The sequence below is a fragment of the Nocardia sp. NPDC059691 genome (assembly GCF_042733915.1).
GTDB lineage: Bacteria > Actinomycetota > Actinomycetes > Mycobacteriales > Mycobacteriaceae > Nocardia > Nocardia sichangensis.
Window position 1 is genome coordinate 166731 of the sequence record NZ_JBHWFB010000004.1, and the last position, 20588, is coordinate 187318.

Genomic DNA, 20588 nt, shown 5'->3' on the forward strand with positions numbered 1-20588 from the left:
GCTCACGACATGATCTCCTCTTGTACGTCGTCGGTCTCCGGTTCCGTGACGGTCGCTCCGCTCGGTTTGCCGGTGAGGGAAAGGAATACGTCATCGAGGCTCGGCCGGTGCACGTTGGCGTCGACCACGCAGACGCCCGCGTCGTCGAGCCTGCGCAGCGCCTCCACCATCGTGCGCGAACCGTCGCCGACCACCACCGATACCTCGTCGGTGCCCGCCTCGTGGCCGGGCTCGCCGACGCCGACCTGCGCCAGCACGGCCAGCGCGGGCGCGGCGGCCTGTCCGGCGGCCAAGGTGACGGTGAGCCGGTCGCCGCCGATCGAGGTCTTCAGTTCGTCCGCCGAGCCGCGCGCGATGACCTGCCCGTGATCGATGACGGTGATGCGGTCGGCCAGCAGGTCGGCCTCTTCCAGATACTGGGTGGTGAGCAGCACCGTGGTGCCGTCGTCGACCAGGTCGCCGATCACCCCCCACATGTCCAGTCTGCCGCGCGGGTCCAGACCGGTGGTCGGCTCGTCCAGCACCACCACGGTGGGCCGGGCGACCAGCGCGCCCGCGAGGTCCAGCCGCCGGGCCATGCCGCCGGAGTAGGTTCCCGCTCTGCGGTGCGCGGCGTAGTCGAGCCCGAGAGCGCCGAGCAGTTCGGTGGCCCTGGCGGTCGCCTGCCGCGGCGACATCCCGTACAGCCTGGCCACCATGCGCAGGTTCTCGTAACCGGACAGATTGGCGTCGACGGCGGCGTACTGGCCGGACAGGCCGATCCTTTTGCGCGCCGCCGCGGGATCGCGCAGTACGTCGACGCCCGCCACGCGCACCGACCCGGCGGACGGCTTCAGCAGCGTGGTGACGATCCGCACGGTCGTCGTCTTGCCCGCGCCGTTGGGGCCGAGCAGGCCCATCACGGTGCCCGTGGGAATTCGTAGGTCGATCTCGTCCAGCACGCGGACCCGGCCGTAGTTCTTCACCAGGCCGGTCACTTCCACCGCGAAACTCACCTGTGCGTCTCCTTCGTCTCCAGCCACCTCCGCAGCACCGGCCCGATCACCGCCAGTGCCTCCGGGGTGGTCATCGCGGAGTGCGCGCAGCGCAGCTCGTGGTCGTGGACGGCGCCGGTGACGTACGGCTCCCAGGCGTCGGCGCGCCGGTCGGGATCGGCCCGGTTGATCGGGTCGTCGCCCGCGCTGAAGAACAGCAGGTCGCCGTCGAACGGGCGGGGCCGGAAGCTGTGTGCGAGCACGGCGCCGTTGTCGTAGCCCGCGTAGAGCCGCTCCAGATGCTCGACGGTCAGCGCCGCGAACGGTCCGGACCGGGCGCGCAGCAGTTCGGCCGCCTCCCGAAGACTCATGCCGGGATCGATCTCCGCGCCGAGTTCGTCGCTGCCGAACTCCCCGACGATCTCGGCGACGCTCGGCGTCGCCTGGTCGAGCAGTTCGTCGGACAGGCGGTAGCTGTCCATCATCGACAGCAGCGCGACTTCGTCGCCCGCCTCTTGCAACTGCACGGCCATCTCCTGTGCGATCAATCCGCCGAGCGACCAGCCGAGCAGGTGGTAGGGCCCCTCGGGCTGGATCTCCTTGATCGCGGCCACGTAGTGGCTCGCGGCCTCGTCGATCGACGCGTAGCCGTCCTGCCCGGCGGCGTGCGGCGCCTGCAACCCGTACACCGGCCGGTCCCCCGGCAGGTGCGCGAGCAATCCCGAGTAGCACCAAGCCAGACCGATCGCCGGATGCACACAGAACAGCGGCGCCCGGCTCGCCGCGGTACCCGGCCGGATCGGCAGCACCGGCGCCAGCATCGCCGCCACCGCGGCGCCCGCGGTCGCGCCCGCGTCGTCCAGCCGCGCCGCGATGGCGGCGGGCGTCGCGTCGCCGAACATCAACTGCACCGGCAGGTCGATGCCCGTCTCCCGCACGTGCGCGACGACTTTCGTGGCCAGCAGCGAGTTGCCGCCGAGTTCGAAGAAACCGTCGTCCGCGCCCACCGACTCCACACCGAGCACCTCGGCGAAGGCCGCGCACAGCGCCTCCTCCGTCGGGGTGGACGGGGCCCGATAGCCCTCACCCGTGGTGAACACCGGTTCCGGCAGCTTCGCCCGATCCAGCTTGCCCACGGGGCTCAGCGGAACCTCATCGAGCAGCATGATCGATTGCGGCACCATGTAATTCGGTACCAGTCCGGCCACGTGCCCGGTCAGCTCGGCCGCGGTGAGCGACACTCCGTCGCGCGCCTTCACGTACGACACCAGCGCTGTCGCGCCTGCCGGGGTGCGATGCCCGATGGTGGTGGAGAACGCCACCCCGCCGTGGCGCGCGAGCGCGGCGTCGATCTCGCCGAGTTCGATACGGAAGCCGCGGATCTTGACCTGATGGTCGGTACGGCCGACGTACTGGATCTCCGGCACGGCGTCCGCCGACGACCCGTGCTCGCGCGACCCGGCCCACCAGCGCACCAGGTCGCCGGTGCGGTACATCCGCTCCCCCGGTTTGCCGAACGGGTTGGCGACGAACCGCTGCGCGGTCAGACCAGGACGGTTCAGGTAACCGCGGGCCAGCGCGTCTCCGGACAGGTGCAGCTCGCCGGTCACTCCCAGCGGAGCCGGATGCAGCCGCGCGTCCAGGACCGCCGCGTTGACGCCGCGAATGGGTCCGCCGATGGTGATCGGCTCGCCGGGCGTCATCGGCTGCGACATCACCGTGACGATGGTGGTCTCGGTCGGGCCGTAGACGTTGTACAGATTGCGGCTCGGCGCCCACCTGGTCACCAGGTCCGGCGGCAGCGCCTCACCGCCGACCAGCACGTGCTGCAACTCCGCGAGGCCATGCGGGTCGACCGTGCCGAGCGCCGAGGTGGTGATGAACGCGTGGGTGATTCCCTCCGCGGCGAAGACCTGCCGCAGTTCATCGCCGCCGACCACGCCGCTGGGCGTGATCACCAGGGTCGCCGCGCCGCCGAGGGACAGCAGCAGATCGAGCATCGCGGCGTCGAAGCTCGGCGTGGCGAAATGCAGCACCCGGCACCCCGGCTGGACGTCGAACCGGTGGGCGGTCTCGGCGGCGAAGTTCGACAATCCACCATGGGTGACCATCACGCCCTTCGGCGTGCCGGTGGAGCCGGACGTGTAGATCACGTACGCGGGATTGTCGATGCGCAGCGGGGCGAGGCGCTCCGCGTCGGCGATCGGCACGTCCGGCGCGGCGAGCACCAGGCGGCGGAACGCCGGGTCGTCGAGCACGATCCACTCCGCGCCCTCGGGCAGCTCGCCGCGGTAGCCCGCCAGCGTGATCCCCAATGACGCACCGGAATCCGACAACATGTGCGCGATGCGCTGCCGCGGGTACAGCGGGTCGACCGGCACGAACGCCGCTCCGGCCTTGGCCACCGCGAGCACCGTCGCCACCGACTCGATCGACCGCGGGATGCCGAGTGCCACCAGTGTTTCCGGGCCGACGCCACGGGCGATGAGTACGCGCGCCAGCCGGTTGGTCCAGCGATCCAGGGCGTCGTAGGTCACCTCGGTGCCGTCGGCCACCAGGGCGATGCCGGCCCGGTCGACGCTCGCCGCCAGCTCGAACACTTCGGGGAAGGTGATCGGCCGGTCCGGTTTGGCCCCGCGCACCGGAGCCAGCCCTGACCACTCGGCGGGATCGAGCACCTCCAGATCGCCCACCGCGGTGGTCGGGTTCGCGGCGATCGCGGCCAGCAAGCGGGCCAGGCGCTTGCCCAGCCGCTGCGCGGTCGGCTCGTCGAACAGGTCACTCGCGTAGTTCACCGCCACCGTGATGCCGGCCGGATCACGTTGCGGGGTCTGCGTTTCGGTCAGGGTGAATTGGAGATCGAACTTTGCTATCCCGGTGTCGATGTCGGCCGCCTCGATGCGCAGCCCCGGCAGGTCCAAACCGCCGACCGGCTCGTTGCGGACCGAGAGCATCACCTGGAACATCGGATGGTGCGCCTGGGACCTGGCCGGGTTGAGCACCTCCACCAGACGTTCGAACGGCAGGTCCGCGTGGGCGAAGGCGTCCAGGTCGGTTTCGCGCACGGCGTGCAGCAGGTCGGTGAACCGGGCGCCCGGGTCGATCCGCGTGCGCAGCACCAGCGTGTTGACGAACATGCCGACCAGCCGGTCCAGCGCGGGATGACCGCGACCCGCGATCGGGGTGCCGACGGTGATGTCGTCGGTGGCGGTCATCCGGTGCAGCAGCACCGCGAGCGCGGCGTGCAGGACCATGAAGAGGCTGACGTTGTTGCTACCGGCGATCATCTGCAACTCGCGGTGCGTGACCGGGTCCACCGCGCACTCCACGGTGCCGCCCCGATAGGACGGGGCGGGCGGACGCGGCCGGTCGGCGGGCACGGTCAGCAACTCCGGGATGCCGTCCAGGGTGCGCCGCCAGTACTCCAGCTGCCTGGTCACCGCCGAGTCCGGGTCGTCCTCGCTGCCGAGCACCTCCTGCTGCCACAGGGTGTAGTCGGCGTATTGGACCTCGGGCTCCGCCCACTCCGCCGCGCCGCCACCGCAGGCGGCGCGGTAGGCGACGGCGACGTCGGCGGCCATCGGTTCGAGCGACCAGCCGTCCATCGCGATGTGATGCACCACGACGACGAGCACGTGCTCCGCGAGCTCGCCGGTCTGCACCGAGATCAACGCCGCGCGGATCGGAACGGTGGTGGACAGATCGAATCCCGGTGCGGCGAAACGACGCACGGCGGACTCGACCTCGTCCGGGCGCACCGTCATCCGCGACAGCGAGATGGCCGCCTCGGCCGGGTCGAGTACGACCTGCGCGGGTGCGCCGTCGGTCTCCGGGAACACCGTGCGCAGGGTTTCGTGTCTGGCTTGCACCGCGTGCAGTGCGGAGACCAGCGCGCCGACATCGAGGGCACCGGTCATCCGAAGCACGAGCGGGACGTTGTAGGCGCCCGACGACTGCCCGGCGCCCGACCCGGCGTTGAACCGGTTGAGGAACCACAACCGCCGCTGAGCGGCCGACAGCGGGATGCGCTCGGGGCGCTCCCGGCGCACCAGCGCCGGGCGGTCCGCATCGGACGCCGCGCCCGCGTCCAGCAGCTCGGCGAGCCCGGCGACCGTCGGCGTGGCGAACACGGTGCGCACGGCGAGCCGTACGTTCGTCGCCGCGGCCAGCCGCGCGACGAGCTGGGTCGCCAGCAAGGAGTTGCCGCCGATGTCGAAGAAGCTGTCCTCGGCGCGCACGCCGTCGGCCCCGATCAACTCACCCATCACCGCGGCCACCAAACGCTCCGCGTCGGTCCGCGGCGCACGGCCGGACGAATCGCCGAGCAACTGCGGTTCGGGCAGTGCGCTGACGTCCAGCTTGCCGACCGGAGTCAGCGGAATGGCGTCCAGCACGGTGAGCCCGGAGGGCACCATGTGCGTGGGCAGCCTGCCCGCGACGAAGGCGCGCACTTCCTCGGTGTCCACCCCGGCCGCCCGGTCGGCGGGCTGTACGAACGCGACGATCCGGTCGGCGCCGGCGATGCGGCGCACCTCGGTGTGCGCGAACCGCACCGACGGGTGTTCGCCGAGCACGGCGGTGATCTCGCCGAGTTCGACCCGGAAACCGCGCAGCTTCACCTGGTGGTCGCTGCGCCCGAGGTAGACCAGCTCGCCGGCGGCGTTCCAGCGCACCACGTCACCGGTCCGGTACATCCTGGCGCCCGCGGGCCCGCACGGGTCGGCCACGAAACGCGTTGCGGTGAGCCCGAACCGGTCGAAGTACCCGCGCGCGAGGCCGTGCCCCGCGAGGTACAGCTCGCCGGGAACACCGACCGGCACCGGGCGCAGTCGCTCATCGAGCACCAACGCCCTGGCTCCGCGCACCAGGCTGCCGATCGTGATCGGATCGCCGAAGCGGATCGGGCGGGAGATCGTGATGACCACGGTGGTCTCGGTCGGCCCGTACACATCGCACAGCAGACGTCCCGGCGCCCAGCGCGCCACCAGATCCGGCGCAACCGCCTCGCCGCCGATCATGAGCGCACGCAGGTGCGGCAGCGGCCAGCGTTCGTGGTCGATCGTGGCGAGCGCGGCCGGGGTCATGAAGCCGTGGGAGACGCGCTCGCGTTCCAGCAGCGCGGCCAGCTCGTCACCGCCGTAGATGTCGGCCGGGCAGATCACCATCGCCGCGCCCGCGCCCAGCGCGATGAGCAGATCCAGGATCGCCGCGTCGAAACTCGGCGTCGCGAAGTGCAGTGTGCGGGAACGCTCGTCGACGCCGATGCGGTCGCGGATCTCGTCGGCCAGGTTGGACAGACCGCCGTGGGTCACCGCGACGCCCTTGGGCGTTCCGGTCGATCCGGAGGTGTAGACCAGGTAGGCCAGGTCGGCCACCTGGTTGGCGCGCGAGCGTTCGTGGTCGTGGATCGGCGCGTCGTCGTGGCCGTCGAGTTCCGCGGCGAATTCGGGACGATCCAGTAACAACCACTCGATCTCCCGCCCGGCCGGGGAGCCCGCGCGCAGCTGCTCCGCGTGCGCGGTGATCGTGACGCCGGTCGCGCAACCGGAGTCGGCGAGCATGTGCCGGATGCGCTCGGCGGGGTACTTGGGGTCGACCGGGACGAACGTCGCGCCTGCCTTCGTCGCCGCCAGCAGCGCCACCACCGAATCGATCGAGCGGATGAGCCCCAGCGCCACCCGCGTTCCCGGGCCGAGTCCGCGCGCGATGAGTGCCCGCGCCAAGCGGTTGGAGCGCCGGTCGAGCTCGGCATAGGTCAGTGAGGTCGTCCCCGCGCACAGCGCCGTGTTGTGCGGGAACCGCTGCGCGGTGGCGGTGAAGTACGCGGCCAGCGTGCACGGCTCGGCCGCCTTCCCGCCCCGCGCCGGGGCGAGTGTGCGGCGCTCGTGGTCGGTACGCGCGTCGACGTCGCGGATCGGCACGCGCGGGTCGGCGGTGACGGCGGCGAGCACGCGCAGGAATCGGTCCGCCAACGTCTCGATCGTCGTCGCGTCGAAAAGTTCTGCGGCGTAGACGAACTCGTAGACGCTGTCGGTTTCGTCCGCGGCGGATCCCGGTGCGCCGGTGTCGTTCGCGACCCGCAGCTCCAGGTCGAACTTCGCCAGCGCGATGTCCAACGGCTCCGCGCGCAACGCGAGGCCGGGCAGTTCCAGCGCGGGCACCGGACCGTCCTGCACGCTCAGCGCAACCTGGAACAGCGGATGACGGCCCGTGGCGCGGGCCTCGGCGCCGAGTTCGTCCACGATGCGCTCGAACGGGATGTCGGCGTGCGCCAGCGCGGCCAGCTCGGTATCCCGGTCGGCGCGCAGCAGGTCGGTGAAGCTGCGGTCCGGGTCGACGTCGGAGCGCAGCACCAACGTGTTCACGAACATGCCGACCAGTTCGTCGAGCTTGGTGTCGGTACGCCCCGCCACCGGGGTGCCGATCACGATGTCCCGACCGCCGGTGACACAGCGCAACAGCACCGCGAACGCCGAACGCAGCACCATGAACTTGCTGACACCTCGATCGCGAGCCAGCGCGGCGAGCCCGCGCCGCACCTGCTCCGGCACCGTGAAACGCACCGTTCCCGCCTGCTGCGTCGGCTCCTCCGGCCGCGGCCGGTCATAAGGCAGCGGCAACTGGTCGGGAATGTCGGCCAGCGCGGTGCGCCAGTACTCCAGTTGGGTCGCCGCGACGCTGTCCGGATCGCCTTCCGAGCCGAGGCAGGCACGCTGCCAGAGCCCGAAGTCGGCGTACTGCACCGGAAGCGGCGTCCACGACGGCGCCGCACCCTCGTGCCGCGCCGCGTAGGCGGCGGCCAAGTCCTTGGTCAGCGGACCGAGCGACCAGCCGTCGGCGGCGATATGGTGCAGCACGACGCCGAGCAGGTAACGCTCCGGGGAGGTGCGCAACAGCGACAGACGCAGCGGCGGCTGCCTGGTGAGATCGAAACCGCTGTGCGCCAAAGCTTCCAGCGCGGCCTTCGCGCCGGAGTCATCGATGTCGGTGACCACCACCTCGGGCACCGCCCGCTCGACCGGCAGCACCACCTGCTGCGCGCCGTCGGCGTCCTCGGGGAAGACGGTGCGCAGCACTTCGTGCCGCCCCACCACGTCGGTGATCGCCTCGCGTAGCGCGGGCACGTCCAGATCGCCGGCCACGCGGATCACGAAAGCGATGTTGTACGCACTCGATTCGGGCGCGAATCGGTTGATGAACCACAAACGCTGCTGCGGCAGCGACAATGGAATGCGTCCCGGACGCGGCGTCTGCACCGCCAGCGCCTGCCGCTGCGTCCGGGGCGCTCGATCCAGTTGCTCGGCGACTCCCGCGACCGTCGGCGCCTCGAAGATCGACCGCACCGGCAGCTCCACACCGAACTCCGCGTGCAGCGCGGCGGCGAGCCGGGTGGCCAGCAGCGAGTTGCCGCCCAGATCGAAGAAGCTGTCCTCGGCTCCGGTCACCGGGCGTCCGAGCACCCCGCCGAACACGCCCGCCACGCCCAACTCCAGTGCGGTGCTCGGCGGACGGGACGTCGCCGCGGCCTCGAACACGGGCTGCGGCAACGCCTTTCGGTTCAGCTTGCCCGCGGGCGTCACCGGGATCTCGTCCAGCACCGCTACCGACGCGGGCACCATGTAGCCGGGCAGCCGCTGCCGCGCGGTCTCCAGCACGGCCCGCGCCTCGACCGGCCGATCGGCCGTCACATACGACGCCAACCGTACCTGGCCCTGCTCGTCGGTGTGCACCACGGTGAGCGCGAACCGGATGCCGGGATGCAGGCGCAGCACGTTGTCGATCTCGCGCAGTTCGATACGGAAGCCGCGGATCTTGACCTGATCGTCGGCGCGCCCGAGGAACCGCAGCTGTCCGGACCGCTCCATGACGACCAAGTCGCCGGTGCGGTACATCCGCTCGCCACGCCTGCCGTGCGGGTTGGGCACGAATCGCTGCGCGGTCAGGCCGAAACGGCCGTGGTAACCGCGGGCGACGCCGGGACCCGACACGTACAGCTCGCCCGGCGTGCCCGGCGGCACCGGATGCAGGCGACTGTCCAGCACGAACAGACGCATGCCACGCACCGGCGCACCGAGCGGCACGGGCCGACCCGGCCGCATGGGCCCGCTCGCGGTCGCCGCGACGGTGGCCTCCGACGGACCGTACATGTTGTGCATGCGATGCCCGGCGGTCCAGGTCTCGACGAGTTCCTCCGAGCAGGCGTCACCGCCGACGATGACCGTCTCCAGCTCGTCGAGCCCCTCGCTCGGCACGGTGGCCAGCGCGGCCGGTGTGACGAAGGCGTGGGTGACCCGCTCCTCGCGCAGCAGCGCGGCCAGCTCGGCGCCGCCGTACATGCCCGGCGGGGCGATCACCATTGTCGCGCCCGCGGCGAAGCCGAGCAGCAGCTCCAGCACCGACGCGTCGAAGCTGGGCGAGGAGAAGTGCAGCGTGCGCGCCGCGTCCGAGACGCCGAACAGGTAGTTCTGCTCGCCGGCGAGGGAGGCGATACCGGCGTGGGTCACGACGACCGCCTTCGGCGTGCCGGTGGACCCGGAGGTGTAGATGAGATAGGCCGGGTGGCTCACCCGCATCGGGTGGTGCCGCTCGTCGTCGGTGATCGGATCCGCCGAGTGGCCCGCCAGCTCGGCGGTCAGTTCACCCGAGCCGAGGACCAGCCAGTCGACCTGGGTCTTGCGGTGCCTGCCCCGGGTCGCGGGCAGGGCGGGCATGGCGTCGAGGCATTCGGGGTCGGTGACGCCGAGCGTCGCCCCGGAGTCACCGATCATGTGCGCGATCCGCTCGCCGGGGTAGCTCGGATCGATCGGCACATAGGCCGCACCGGTTTTGGCGACGGACCACACCGCGGTGATCGCGTCGAGCCCGCGCGGCAGCGCGATCGCGACGACCGTCTCGGGACCGGCCCCGTGCTCGATGAGCACGCGCGCCAGCGTGTTCGATCGCTCGTCGAGTTCGCGGTAGGTGGTATCGGCGCCGAGATAGCGAACCGCCACCGCGTCCGGCAGCCTGCGCGCGGTGCCGGACAGCAAGGTGGCCAGCGTGATCGACGGCTCCGCGGGCGCGCCCCCGATGGGCACCAGATTCTCGGACTCCCTGCGGTCGAGGATCGGCAGGTCGCCGACCGGCAGCTCGGGAGCGGCCACGCCGCCCGCCAGCACGGCGATGAACCTGCGGGCGAACGACTGCACGGTGGAGTGGTCGAAAACGTCCGTCGTATAGCCGAATTCGGCCGACAGCGGTCCGTCGCCCGAGTCGTCGTGGACGACCAACTGCAAGTCGAACTTGGCGACGTCCGAGGCGATCGGCAGCACCGCGGCGCGGACCCCGGGCAGCTCGATCCGCAGATCCGGCGCGTGGTCGTAGGACAGCATCACCTGGAACAACGGATGCCGCGACGGAGAACGCTCCGGGTTGACCACCTCGACCAGCCGCTCGAACGGTACGTCGGCGTTGGCGAAGGCGTTGAGGTCGGTCTCGCGCACCACGTCGAGCATCCGGTCGAACCCGGCCGCCGGGTCGACCGCGGTGCGCAGGACGAGGGTGTTGACGAACATGCCGACCAGGTCGTCGAGCGCCGGATCGGAACGACCCGCGATCGGGGTGCCGATCGCGATGTCACCGCTCGCGCACAGTCGCGACAGCAGGGTCGCCAGCGCCGCGTGCAGCACCATGAACATGCTCACGCCCCGGCCGGCCGCGAGTTCGACCGCCGCGCGGCGGATCTCGGCCGGAATGGTGAACTCGACCCGGCCGCCCACGGTCGACCTGCGCAGTGGGCGCGGGCGGTCCAGCGGCAGATCGAGTTGCTCGGGGAGCCCGGCCAGCGCCGTGCGCCAGTGCGTGAGCTGACGGCTGAGCGCGCTGGCCGGATCGGACTCGTCGCCGAGCAGTTCGCGCTGCCAGAGGGCGAAGTCGGCGTACTGCACCGGCAACTGCGTCCACTCCGGTTCCACGCCGTTCGCGCGCGCGGCCACCGCCGTCATCAGGTCCTTGGCCAGCGGTGCGATGGACCAACCGTCACCGCAGATGTGATGCAGCACGACGAGGAAGACGTGGCGCTGCGGGCCGGTGCGGTAGAGCGCCACCCGGATCGGGGCTTGGCTGCGCAGATCGAAGCCGTACCCGGCGTACTCGGTCGCCAGGTCCGCCACGTCGGCCGCTGTGACATCGATCGGGTCGAGCGTCAGCGGGATCGCCTCGGCCGAGTGGATCAGTTGGTAGGGCCCCTCCGGCGACTCCGGGAAGGTGGTGCGCAGGCTCTCGTGCCGTTCGATGACGTCCACCAGGCCCGCACGCAACGCGGCCACGTCCAGTGGGCCTTCTACCTCCACCGCGAGCGGCATGTTGTACGCGGCGGCGTGTTCGGAGAACCGGTTCAGGATCCACAGCCGCTGCTGCGCCTGCGACAGCGGGATCCGCTCCGGTCGTTCGGCGGGCGTCAGCCGCGGCGAGGCGACGTCGGTGGTCTGCATGGCGAATCGCCGGGTGAGCGCCTCGATCGTCCCGGACTCGAACAGGTCACGGATGGTCAGCGCGGTGCCGAGGGCGGCGTTGATCCTGGATACCGCCCGCGCGGCGATGAGCGAGTTGCCGCCGAGATCGAAGAAGTTGTCCTCGATGCCGACCTCGGTGTCGAGCACCTCGGCGAAGATGCCCGCGAGCACCCGCTCGACCTCGGTGCGGGGTTCGGCGATCGGCCGGATCGACCGCGTGCCCGGCGTGGGCACGGGCAGCGCCTTCCGATCGATCTTGCCGTTGGCGCTCAGCGGCAGCTCGTCGAGTTCCATCAGCGCGGACGGCACCATGTAGCTGGGCAGCGTGCGCCGCAGCGCGGTCAACAGCGCGGCCGTGTCCAGCGGGGCATCGTCGTCGTCCTGCTTCGCCGCGACCACGTAGGCGACCAACTCGTCGCCCGCGCGTCCGGTGTGCGCCACGCATACCGCGCGAGCCACCTTCGCGTCCTCGAGCAGTGCGGCCTCGACCTCACCGAGCTCGATGCGCAGGCCACGGATCTTGACCTGGAAGTCGCTGCGGCCCAGGTATTCCAGCACGCCCGGCTCGGCACCGGAGCGGCCGATCTGCCAGCGTGCCAGGTCACCGGTGCGGTACATCCGCGCGCCGGGAGTGAAGGGGTCGGCAACGAATCGGTCGGCGGTCAGCCGCGGCTGTCTCAGGTAGCCGCGGGCCAGCTGGACTCCGGCGAGATACAGTTCGCCGACCACGCCGGGCGGAACGGGCTGCAAGCGGTCGTCCAGCACGTAGGTCTGGGTGTTCCACACCGGCGAGCCGATCGGCACGGCGGCGGCATCGGGTGGGCACGCCCAGTAGGTGACGTCCACGGCGGCCTCCGTCGGGCCGTAGAGGTTGTGCAGTTCGGCGGCGGGCAGCGCCGCGTAGAACTCCCGCACGGCGGCGGCGGGCAGCGCCTCACCACTGCAGAACACCCGGTGCAGGCAGGCGCAACCGCGTAGATCCGCCTCGGTGACGAACACCGATAGCATGGACGGCACGAAATGCGCTGTGGTGATGCCTTTTTCGGCGATGACCCGGGCGAGGTACGTCGGGTCGCGGTGCCCGTCGGGGGCGGCGATCACCAAGCGCGCGCCGACCTGCAAGGGCCAGAAGAACTCCCACACCGAGACGTCGAAGGTGGCCGGGGTCTTCTGCAGCACCGCGTCGTCGCGGCCGAGCGGATACTCGTGCTGCATCCAGCGCAGCCGGTTGACGATGGCGGCATGGGTCACCCCGACGCCTTTGGGCTTTCCGGTCGATCCGGAGGTGAAGATGACGTAGGCGAGGTGGTCGGGGCGCAGCGCGCCCGTGCGGTCGGCGTCGGTGACCGGCGCGTCGTCGAATCCGGAGAGCCGCACGGTGTCGATCTCCAGCCGGGTGACCGTCGCGGGCAGCTCCACGTCGTCCCGGCTGGCCGTGAGCACGCACAACGGCTCGGCCTGACGCACGATCTGCGCGATCCGCTCGGCCGGGTGCTCGGTGTCCAGCGGCAGGTACGCCGCGCCCGCTTTCACGATCGCGTACATGCCGACCACCAGGTCGAGGCTGCGGCGCAGGCACAGGGCGACCGTCGTATCGGGCCCGGCGCCGCGCGCGATCAAAAGCCTGGCCAGGCGGTTGGCGCGGCCGTCGAGTTCGGCGTAGGTCAGCGACTCGTCGCCGAACTCGAGTGCGGTGGCGTCCGGATCGGACCCGACGCGTTCGGCGAAGAGGCTCGCGAGGGTGCCCTCCTGCCGGGGCGCGGCGGTGGCGTTCCACTCGTGCAGGACCTGCTCGCGCTCGGCGTGGGTGATCGCGCCGAGCGACTCGGCGGGCACTGTGGGATCGGCGGCCAGGAAGCGGCCGAGGAAGTCCAGATAGCGTGCGTGGTGCACGCCGACTTCGGCCTCGCCGTAGAGGCGGGGATTGGCTTCGAAGTCGATGTGCAGGCGGCCACCCGCGCCGTTGTAGACGTTGACCGAGAGGTCTTCCACCGGGCCGGTGGCCAGCACGTGCATGGAGCCGACCAGACTGCCGAAACGCAGCTCGTCGTGGAACAGCATCAGATTGACCATCGGGCCGAAGAATCCGCGCGCGTCGCGGGAGTAGCCGCTGTCGCGCCGGATGTCGTCGTGCCGGTAGCGCTGATGCCGCAACGCGCCGGTGATCTGCAGCTCGGCCGCCTTCACCAGGTCGCCGATCGTGGTCGCCTCGTCGAAACGCAGCCGGATCGGCACGACGTTGGAGATCACGCCCGCCGAGCGGCGCAGCGACACTGTGGTGCGCGCCGAGACCGGCAGGCTCAGCACCACGTCGGCGTTGCCCGTCACCGACCGCACGTAGGTGGCCAGCGCCGCGACGAACATCGCCGAGTCGGTGGTGTTCCACGCGCTGGTCGCCGCGTCGATCGCGGCATGTTGCTCGTCATCGAGCACGGCGGTGGCCAGCCTGCGGCCCGCGTCGTGGGTGGCGGCGCCGAGCCGGGCGCCGCCGAGGCTCACCGGCTCGCCCACGCCCGACAACTGCCCGGCCCAGTACTCGCGGTCGCTCTGGAAACGGCTGGAATCGTGGTAGCGCGCCTCGTCGGCGTAGATTTCGGCCAGCGGCGTCGCCCGCGACGCGACCGGCTCGGTCCGGTTCTCCAGCGCGGTGTAGATCTCCGCGGTACGGGTCAGCGCGTTCATCGCACCGTAGCCGTCGATGACGATGTGGTGGGCGAACGAATACCAGATGTAATGGGAGTCCCCGATCCGCAGAACCGCGTTGGAGGTCAGCGGATCGCGTTCCAGATCGATCGGCGAGCTCGTGTGTTCGTGCATCCAGCGCAGCGCCGCGGCGCGCGGGTCGGCCTCGCCGCGCAGATCGATACGGCGCCAGCCGGGCCGTGTCACCGGGTCGACGATCTGATACGGAGTGCCATCTATTTCCATCAAGCGCACTTGACCCACCTGGGTCTCGGCGCCGAAACGCTCGATCGCGTACAGCAGCCGCCCCTCGTCCAAGTCACCGTGGATCTCGACGTACTGAGAGATCGTGAGCGGTACGTCGGGGCGAATCCGCTGCGCGTACCAGAGAGCTGTCTGCGCGGGTGACAGAGCAAACGGTTGGGCCGAGAATTCGCCGGATGAACATTGGTCGACGCGATCCGTGGCCAATGAACTCATCAATCACTCCGTTCTGCCGCTGTTGACGCAACTCCCCGAGCACCGCCCCAGCAAGCGCACGCGCGCCAGCCGTAGGACGTAATCCACGCCCTATGATTCGGAGCGTCGCATCAGCCGGATTGCCGACGTTTTGGATTTGTTTCACATCCAACGTCCTTGGCAGAAGGCCACTTTGGTTGGTTACATTTCCGCAAACATTGCGACTCAACTAGGTCGAACCGAAGCAAAACGGGCCCTGACCAGACTGTTCGATGCTACTCCGCAGATCGCTTCAGTTGTCTGGCGAACGGCGCGCAACTTTACTACGCACCTTCGTTTTCGGGGCGGTAGGGGCAAGAACAAACCGAGTGTTCGGTAAAAGCTGGTTCGACAGGATCTATCGGTCGTCGACGGCTCGACGGCCGCTTCGCTCATCCACGCGGGTAGCAGATCGCCGCCGGAGGGCCGCGGCCAGCGCGGCGGCAGCCGTCAGGATAACGAAAACTCGCTCCGGCGCGGGCCCGATTCGTGTTGCGAGAGTGGTGTCGTTGCGCAACGGAAGCGCGGAGACCAGAGCCGCGGGCGCGAACAACGCCGATTCCTGCCGCACACTGCCGTCGGCGGCGATGACGGCGCTGACACCCGACGTGGCCGCGACGACCAGCGCTCTGCCGTGTTCGACGGCGCGAACGCGGGACATGGCCAGCTGCTGATAGGTCATCTCGCTGTCGCCGAAGGTCGCGTTGTTCGTCGGCACGGTGAGCAGTTGGGCGCCCGCGCGCATCGCGTCCTCGAACGAGCGATCGAAAGCGACCTCGTAGCACGTCGCCACGCCGATGTCGATACCCGCCGCGTGCACAACTCCGTCACCATTTCCCGGTACGAAATACCCCGCCCGATCGGCGTATTCGGAGAAATGCCGGAAGAAGCTCCGCATCGGCAGATACTCGCCGAAAGGCTGGATGATCTTCTTGTCGTGCCGGTCTCCCGGACCCGCCGCGCCGTTCCACACCATCACCGAGTTGGTCGTCGTCCGGTCCGGGTTGATCAGCACGGCGCCGACCAGAATGGGTGCGCCGATGCGCTCGGAGGCGGCGGCGATCAGGGCGGCGGCGTCGGCGTTGCGCAAAGGATCGATGTCGGAGGAGTTCTCCGGCCAGATCACCACATCCGGGCGCGGCGCGCGGCCCGCCGCCACCTCGTCGGCCAGTTCTTCGGTGCGCCGGACGTGATTGTCCAGCACGGCCCGCCGCTGTTCGTTGAAGTCCAGTCCGAGGCGGGGCACGCTGCCCTGGATCGCCGCGACCGTGACCGTTCGGTCGCCCGCGTCCGGATCCGGCAGAGCCGACCGGAGCAGCAGACCGCTGAGCGGCATGATCAAGACGGCGAAAGCCACAGCGGCGTATCCCAGTCGGGTCGCCGGGACGGGTCCGCTCCCGGCGGTCGACTCGGGCGCGCCGTTCTCGGAGACCGTGGTTTCGCGCGCGTCATCCGTGGTACGCACCGACCACAACATAGAGACCAACGCGGCCAGCCCGGTTCCGGTGAGCGCGACGGCGAACCCGACCAGCGGGGCTCCACCGATCGCCGCCAGTGGCAGGAACCAGCCGTCGGCCTGACCGAAGGCCAAACGGCCCCAGGGAAAACCACCGAACGGGAAGCTGGACCTGCCCCACTCCGTCGCGGCCCAGGCCAGTGCCACCCACAGCGGCCAGCCGGGCAACGCGCCGACCAACCGCCCGAGCACGCCGAAGACGCCGAGGTAGACCGCGCAGGCGGTGGACAGCGCCAGCCACGGCAGCGGTCCGACGTAGATGCCGGTCCACGGCAGCAGCGGGACGAAAAACGCCAGCCCGGCCAGAAATCCGTAGCCGAAGCCCGCCCGCAGGCGGCCGTCGCCGCGTACGGTGAGCGTGAGCACCGCCACGCCCAAAGGGGCGAGAAACCACCACGGCCTGGGCGGGAAGCTGCCGAACAGCAACAAGCCCGCGACGACCGCCGCCACCGACCGCGTCGCCACCGGATGATCGCGCGCCACCGCGGACGCCTGCCGCACCGACGCGAGCATTCGCTCTCGCACCATCACTCGGCCACCGTCCGCCACCGTGCGGGCCCTCGCCAGTCGGCGGTCGACAACCGAGCCGTCCATCGGTCCGAGTCCGTCCCACGCCGCTCGACAAATCTCGACCCAGCAATGGACGTGATGTTTATCACACGGAATATCAAGTCCGCCATGCTTCGAGTGCGCGCAGGCGACTCGCCCAACCGATCGACTCGCCCGGGGGCGTATTCACACCAGACGGCCGACCGAGCGGAGGCGAGGCCCGGAAAACGGCGGATACTCGAGTCATCGGGTATCCATTTTTTCATCGCCGGGCCCCACTGAATCGTTAGCCGCCGCGTACGCGATATCGGTTCGCCGCTCGCGCTCCGTCGGACAGACCGCAGCGTTCCAGCCGGTGCGTGCGAAATCGCTAGCCGCCACGCTCGGTTATGCGGCTGGTTCTCGCACCGATCCGCGGTGGCGCCACGGTTCACCGGAGAGCGTCCGGCAAACGGAGAAGATGGAGTACTGGCACGCAGTGCCACATCGGACCGCCGTGGACGAACAGAGTGCACTCGGCAAGGGGTGTTGTTCGCCCGGCCCGAGCCGAGCCGCTCACGAGCCGCCCCGTGCACCCGAACGCCGGGCACGAGACGGCCGAGAACCGTCGCGGACTCCGCCATCACGCGCTCACTTCGCATAGATCGTCACTCCCCGGTGCACGGTGCGCAGGCACGTGGGCAGCGGCGCGCCCGGCTCCAGCGCGGGCAACCCAGGGACGCGCGAACGCGGGTCGGTGGACCAGCGCTGCACCGAGTCGGCGGCCGCGCTGACGACCAGTTCGCCGGCATCCCAGATCGCATAGGAGGCGGGCGCCCCGGGGACCAGTGTGCCCGCCACCCCGTCGCGAACTCCGCCCGCGCGCCACGCGCCTCGCGTTGCCGCGGCGAAGGCGGCCCGCGGGGACAGGGCGTGGCCGGGCGTGCGGTGCCCGGCGGCGGCACGCACCGCCGCCCACGGATCGAGCGCGGTGACCGGGGCGTCGGAACCGATCGCCAGGGCCACGCCCGCGGAGGCCATGGCGGCGAACGGGTTCAGCGCCGCGGCGCGCTCCGCGCCGAGCCGAGCCGCGTACATGCCGTCGGTTCCACCCCACGCGGCGTCGAATCCCGGCTGCACACTGGCGATCACGCCCCAGCGGGCCAGGCGGGAGATGTGCTCGGCATCGACGAGTTCGGCGTGTTCGACGCGATGCCCCAGCGCCGCGACGGCGGGACCGCCGAGTTCGGCGACCACCCGTTCGACACCGGCGACCACGGCATCCATGGCGGCGTCGCCGATCACGTGGAATCCGGCCTGGATGCCGGCGACGGTGCAGGCGCGGACGTGATTCGCGATCGCCTCGACATCGAGATAGCTTCGGCCGCAGCCGGATTCGTCGGAGTAGGGTGCGCGCAGCCACGCCGTGCGCGATCCGAAGGAGCCGTCGACGAACAGGTCGCCGCCGAGTGCGTGCACGCCGAGTTCGTCGATCAGGGCGCGAGCCTGCTCGGCGCTGCGCACCGCCTCGCCCCAGTAGGCCCGCACCTGGACGCCGTGCTCGAATTCGAGCAGTTCGCGGACGTCGTCACGGCCCGCGATCTCCGGTCCCGCGCATTCGTGGACCGCGACGACACCGCGCGCGGCGGCGTGGTCCAGTGCCGCGGCGCGCGCTCGATCCCGTTGTGCCCGAGTCAATCCGGCGAGCGCGGCGGCGCGCACCATGTGGTGGGCGGCGGCACGCACGGGCTCGCCTCGGGTGAATCCGTCGGTCGCCGCCAGCCCGGGCAGCGCGTTCAGCAGCGCCGAGGACGCCACCGCGGAGTGCGCGTCCACGCGGGAGAGATAGACCTGCCTGCCCGCACCCGCCGCCGCGTCGATCTCCTCGACGGTGGGCGGCCGTCCCTCCGGCCAGGTGGTCTCGTCCCAGCCGTCACCCAGTACCGCGCTGTCGGGGTGCGCCTCGGCGAACTCCCGCAGCAGCCGCAGGCAGTGTTCGAGCGACCGGGCGGCCGACAGGTCGAGCCCGGTCAGCTTCAGGCCCAGCGCGGTGACGTGCACATGCGGATCGACGAACGCGGGCGCGACGAAGGCGCCGTGGAGGTCGACGATCTCGGCATCCGGATGCAGCGCCCGTCCGGGTTGCTCGGCGCCCAGCCAGACGACGGTTCCGTCGCTCACCGCCATCGCCGTGGCGTCGGGTGAACTGGCACTGTAGAAACGGCCGCCGATCAGCAACTGGGTACTCACGAGGCACCAGTCTGCCCCATGCCCGATTCGGCGGTTTCGGTCAGGCGTTCAGCACGGAGTGGCGGTCCAGATCCTCCGGTTGCGCGAGCACCGCCATCACCTCCGCGTATTCCGGCGGCGTACCGCCGGTTCTCCCGGCCGCCGCGGGCAGGCAGCCCGCCTCCACGGCGATCAGCTCCAGCCGCAGCGCCGCGGCCGTGAATCCGGAAATCGACTGTCCCGCAGCGGCGGCCGCTCGTTTCACCGCGGCGGCCAGCTCTTCGCTCACCGTCACGGTGAGTTGCTCGGTGGTCATCGCGTCACGATAGCCCTTCGCGGCGCGACACGGAACCGGGTGCGGCGAGTTCACTCAGGACGAGGGGATCGCGCGGCGCGCGTTGCCCTGACCGTCGTCGTACCACTGCCCCACGACGACGCCGTCCACCACGTCGCCGCCGTCGACGACCACCCCACGGTAAGGCGCGGTCGCGACCAGCTTGCCGAAGCGCCGTGCGGCGAAGGCCGCCAGCACTGGACGCGCCAGCAACCGCGTGGGCGGCAGCAGCAGGAGCAGACCGAACAGCGAGGTGACCAGGCCGGGTACGAACATCAGCACACCGCCCGCCGCGACCAGGGCGCCGTCCGCCACGGCGGTCCCTGGCGCCACTTCCCCGCGCGCGGCCCGGCGGAACTGCTCGAACACCCGCCGTCCCTGCGAACCGACCAGCAGCATGCCCGCTCCCGATCCGGCGATCAGCAGCAGAATGGTCGGCAACGCGCCGATCAGCTGACCGACCGCGACCAGCGCGGCGATTTCCACGACGACGTACAGCACGAACAACAAGGCGGGCATGGCGATCCTTTCGGACGATCTACCCCGGTCAACGTCTCGCGCCCGGTTTTTTCTCCGTGATTCGCCTGATAGGTCGCTGAGAGCCCGCGCCGTCATCCGCCCGGCCGCACCAGCCCGGTCTCGTAGGCGAGCACGACTGCCTGAACCCGATCGCGCAGACCGAGTTTGGTCAGCACCCGGCCCACGTGTGTCTTGACCGTGGCCTCCGAGAGGTACAACTGCTCGGCGATCTCCGCGTTGGAGCGGCCTGCCGCGATCTGCTCGAGCACTTCACGTTCGCGGGCGGTGAGCACATCGAGCACGCCCGGGTCGCGGGTGCGCGCCGGGTTCTCCGCGATGAGCCGGTCCAGCAGACGTTTGGTGACCTTCGGCGACACCACCGCGTCACCGGCGGCGACGCTGCGGATGGCCGAGACGAGATCCTCCGGCGGGGTGTCCTTCAACAGGAATCCGCTCGCCCCCGCCCGCAGCGCGCCGAGCGCGTGCTCGTCGAGATCGAAGGTCGTCATGACGAGCACCCGGCTGCCGTGCCCGGCCTCCACGATGCGGGTCGTGGCGACGACCCCGTCCACCACGGGCATCCGCACGTCCATCAGCACCACGTCGGGACGCAGTTCCGCCGCTGTGGTGACCGCGGCCGCGCCGTTGGCCGCCTCGCCGATCACTTCGATGTCCGGGTGCGCGCCGAGCACCATCTTCAATCCCATCCGCATGAGTTCCTGGTCATCGACGACGAGCACGGTGATCGGCACGTTCCCCAATGTAACGTGGCCGCTTCGCCGCGCCGGGCGGCAGTTGCGGCGCCGGTCTCGCCT

Annotated in this window: 7 protein-coding genes; all 7 read right to left on the bottom strand. The window is 70.6% G+C overall.

Annotated features, from left to right (window positions below; all coding sequences use genetic code 11):
* Nucleotides 1-2: 2 nt before the first annotated feature.
* The 7 genes from ACFV2O_RS11095 to ACFV2O_RS11125 all read right to left on the bottom strand — a co-directional run bounded on the left by ACFV2O_RS11095 (nucleotide 3) and on the right by ACFV2O_RS11125 (nucleotide 20525).
* The gene (locus ACFV2O_RS11095; protein WP_355077659.1) at nucleotides 3-995 is read right to left on the bottom strand and encodes an ATP-binding cassette domain-containing protein; all 993 of its coding nucleotides are present in this window, start codon (nucleotides 993-995) and stop codon (nucleotides 3-5) included.
* The gene (locus ACFV2O_RS11100; RefSeq protein WP_379251699.1) at nucleotides 992-14629 is read right to left on the bottom strand and encodes an amino acid adenylation domain-containing protein; all 13638 of its coding nucleotides are present in this window, start codon (nucleotides 14627-14629) and stop codon (nucleotides 992-994) included. The genes ACFV2O_RS11095 and ACFV2O_RS11100 overlap by 4 nt, the downstream gene beginning before the upstream one ends.
* A 376-nt stretch (nucleotides 14630-15005) precedes the next feature.
* Complete coding sequence (gene lnt, locus ACFV2O_RS11105) at nucleotides 15006-16676, bottom strand: apolipoprotein N-acyltransferase (protein WP_379251913.1); 1671 nt, start codon at nucleotides 16674-16676, stop codon at nucleotides 15006-15008.
* Between the two features lie 666 nt (nucleotides 16677-17342).
* Complete coding sequence (locus ACFV2O_RS11110; protein WP_379251700.1) at nucleotides 17343-18941, bottom strand: amidohydrolase; 1599 nt, start codon at nucleotides 18939-18941, stop codon at nucleotides 17343-17345.
* 40 nt (nucleotides 18942-18981) lie between these two features.
* Complete coding sequence (locus ACFV2O_RS11115; protein WP_356962121.1) at nucleotides 18982-19236, bottom strand: hypothetical protein; 255 nt, start codon at nucleotides 19234-19236, stop codon at nucleotides 18982-18984.
* Between the two features lie 54 nt (nucleotides 19237-19290).
* Nucleotides 19291-19773, bottom strand: coding sequence for an FxsA family protein (locus ACFV2O_RS11120; RefSeq protein ID WP_379251701.1), 483 nt, complete (start codon nucleotides 19771-19773; stop codon nucleotides 19291-19293).
* Nucleotides 19774-19865: 92 nt separating this feature from the next.
* Nucleotides 19866-20525 (bottom strand): response regulator transcription factor, encoded by a 660-nt coding sequence (locus ACFV2O_RS11125; protein ID WP_039798341.1) that lies wholly within the window; start codon nucleotides 20523-20525, stop codon nucleotides 19866-19868.
* Nucleotides 20526-20588 lie beyond the last annotated feature (63 nt).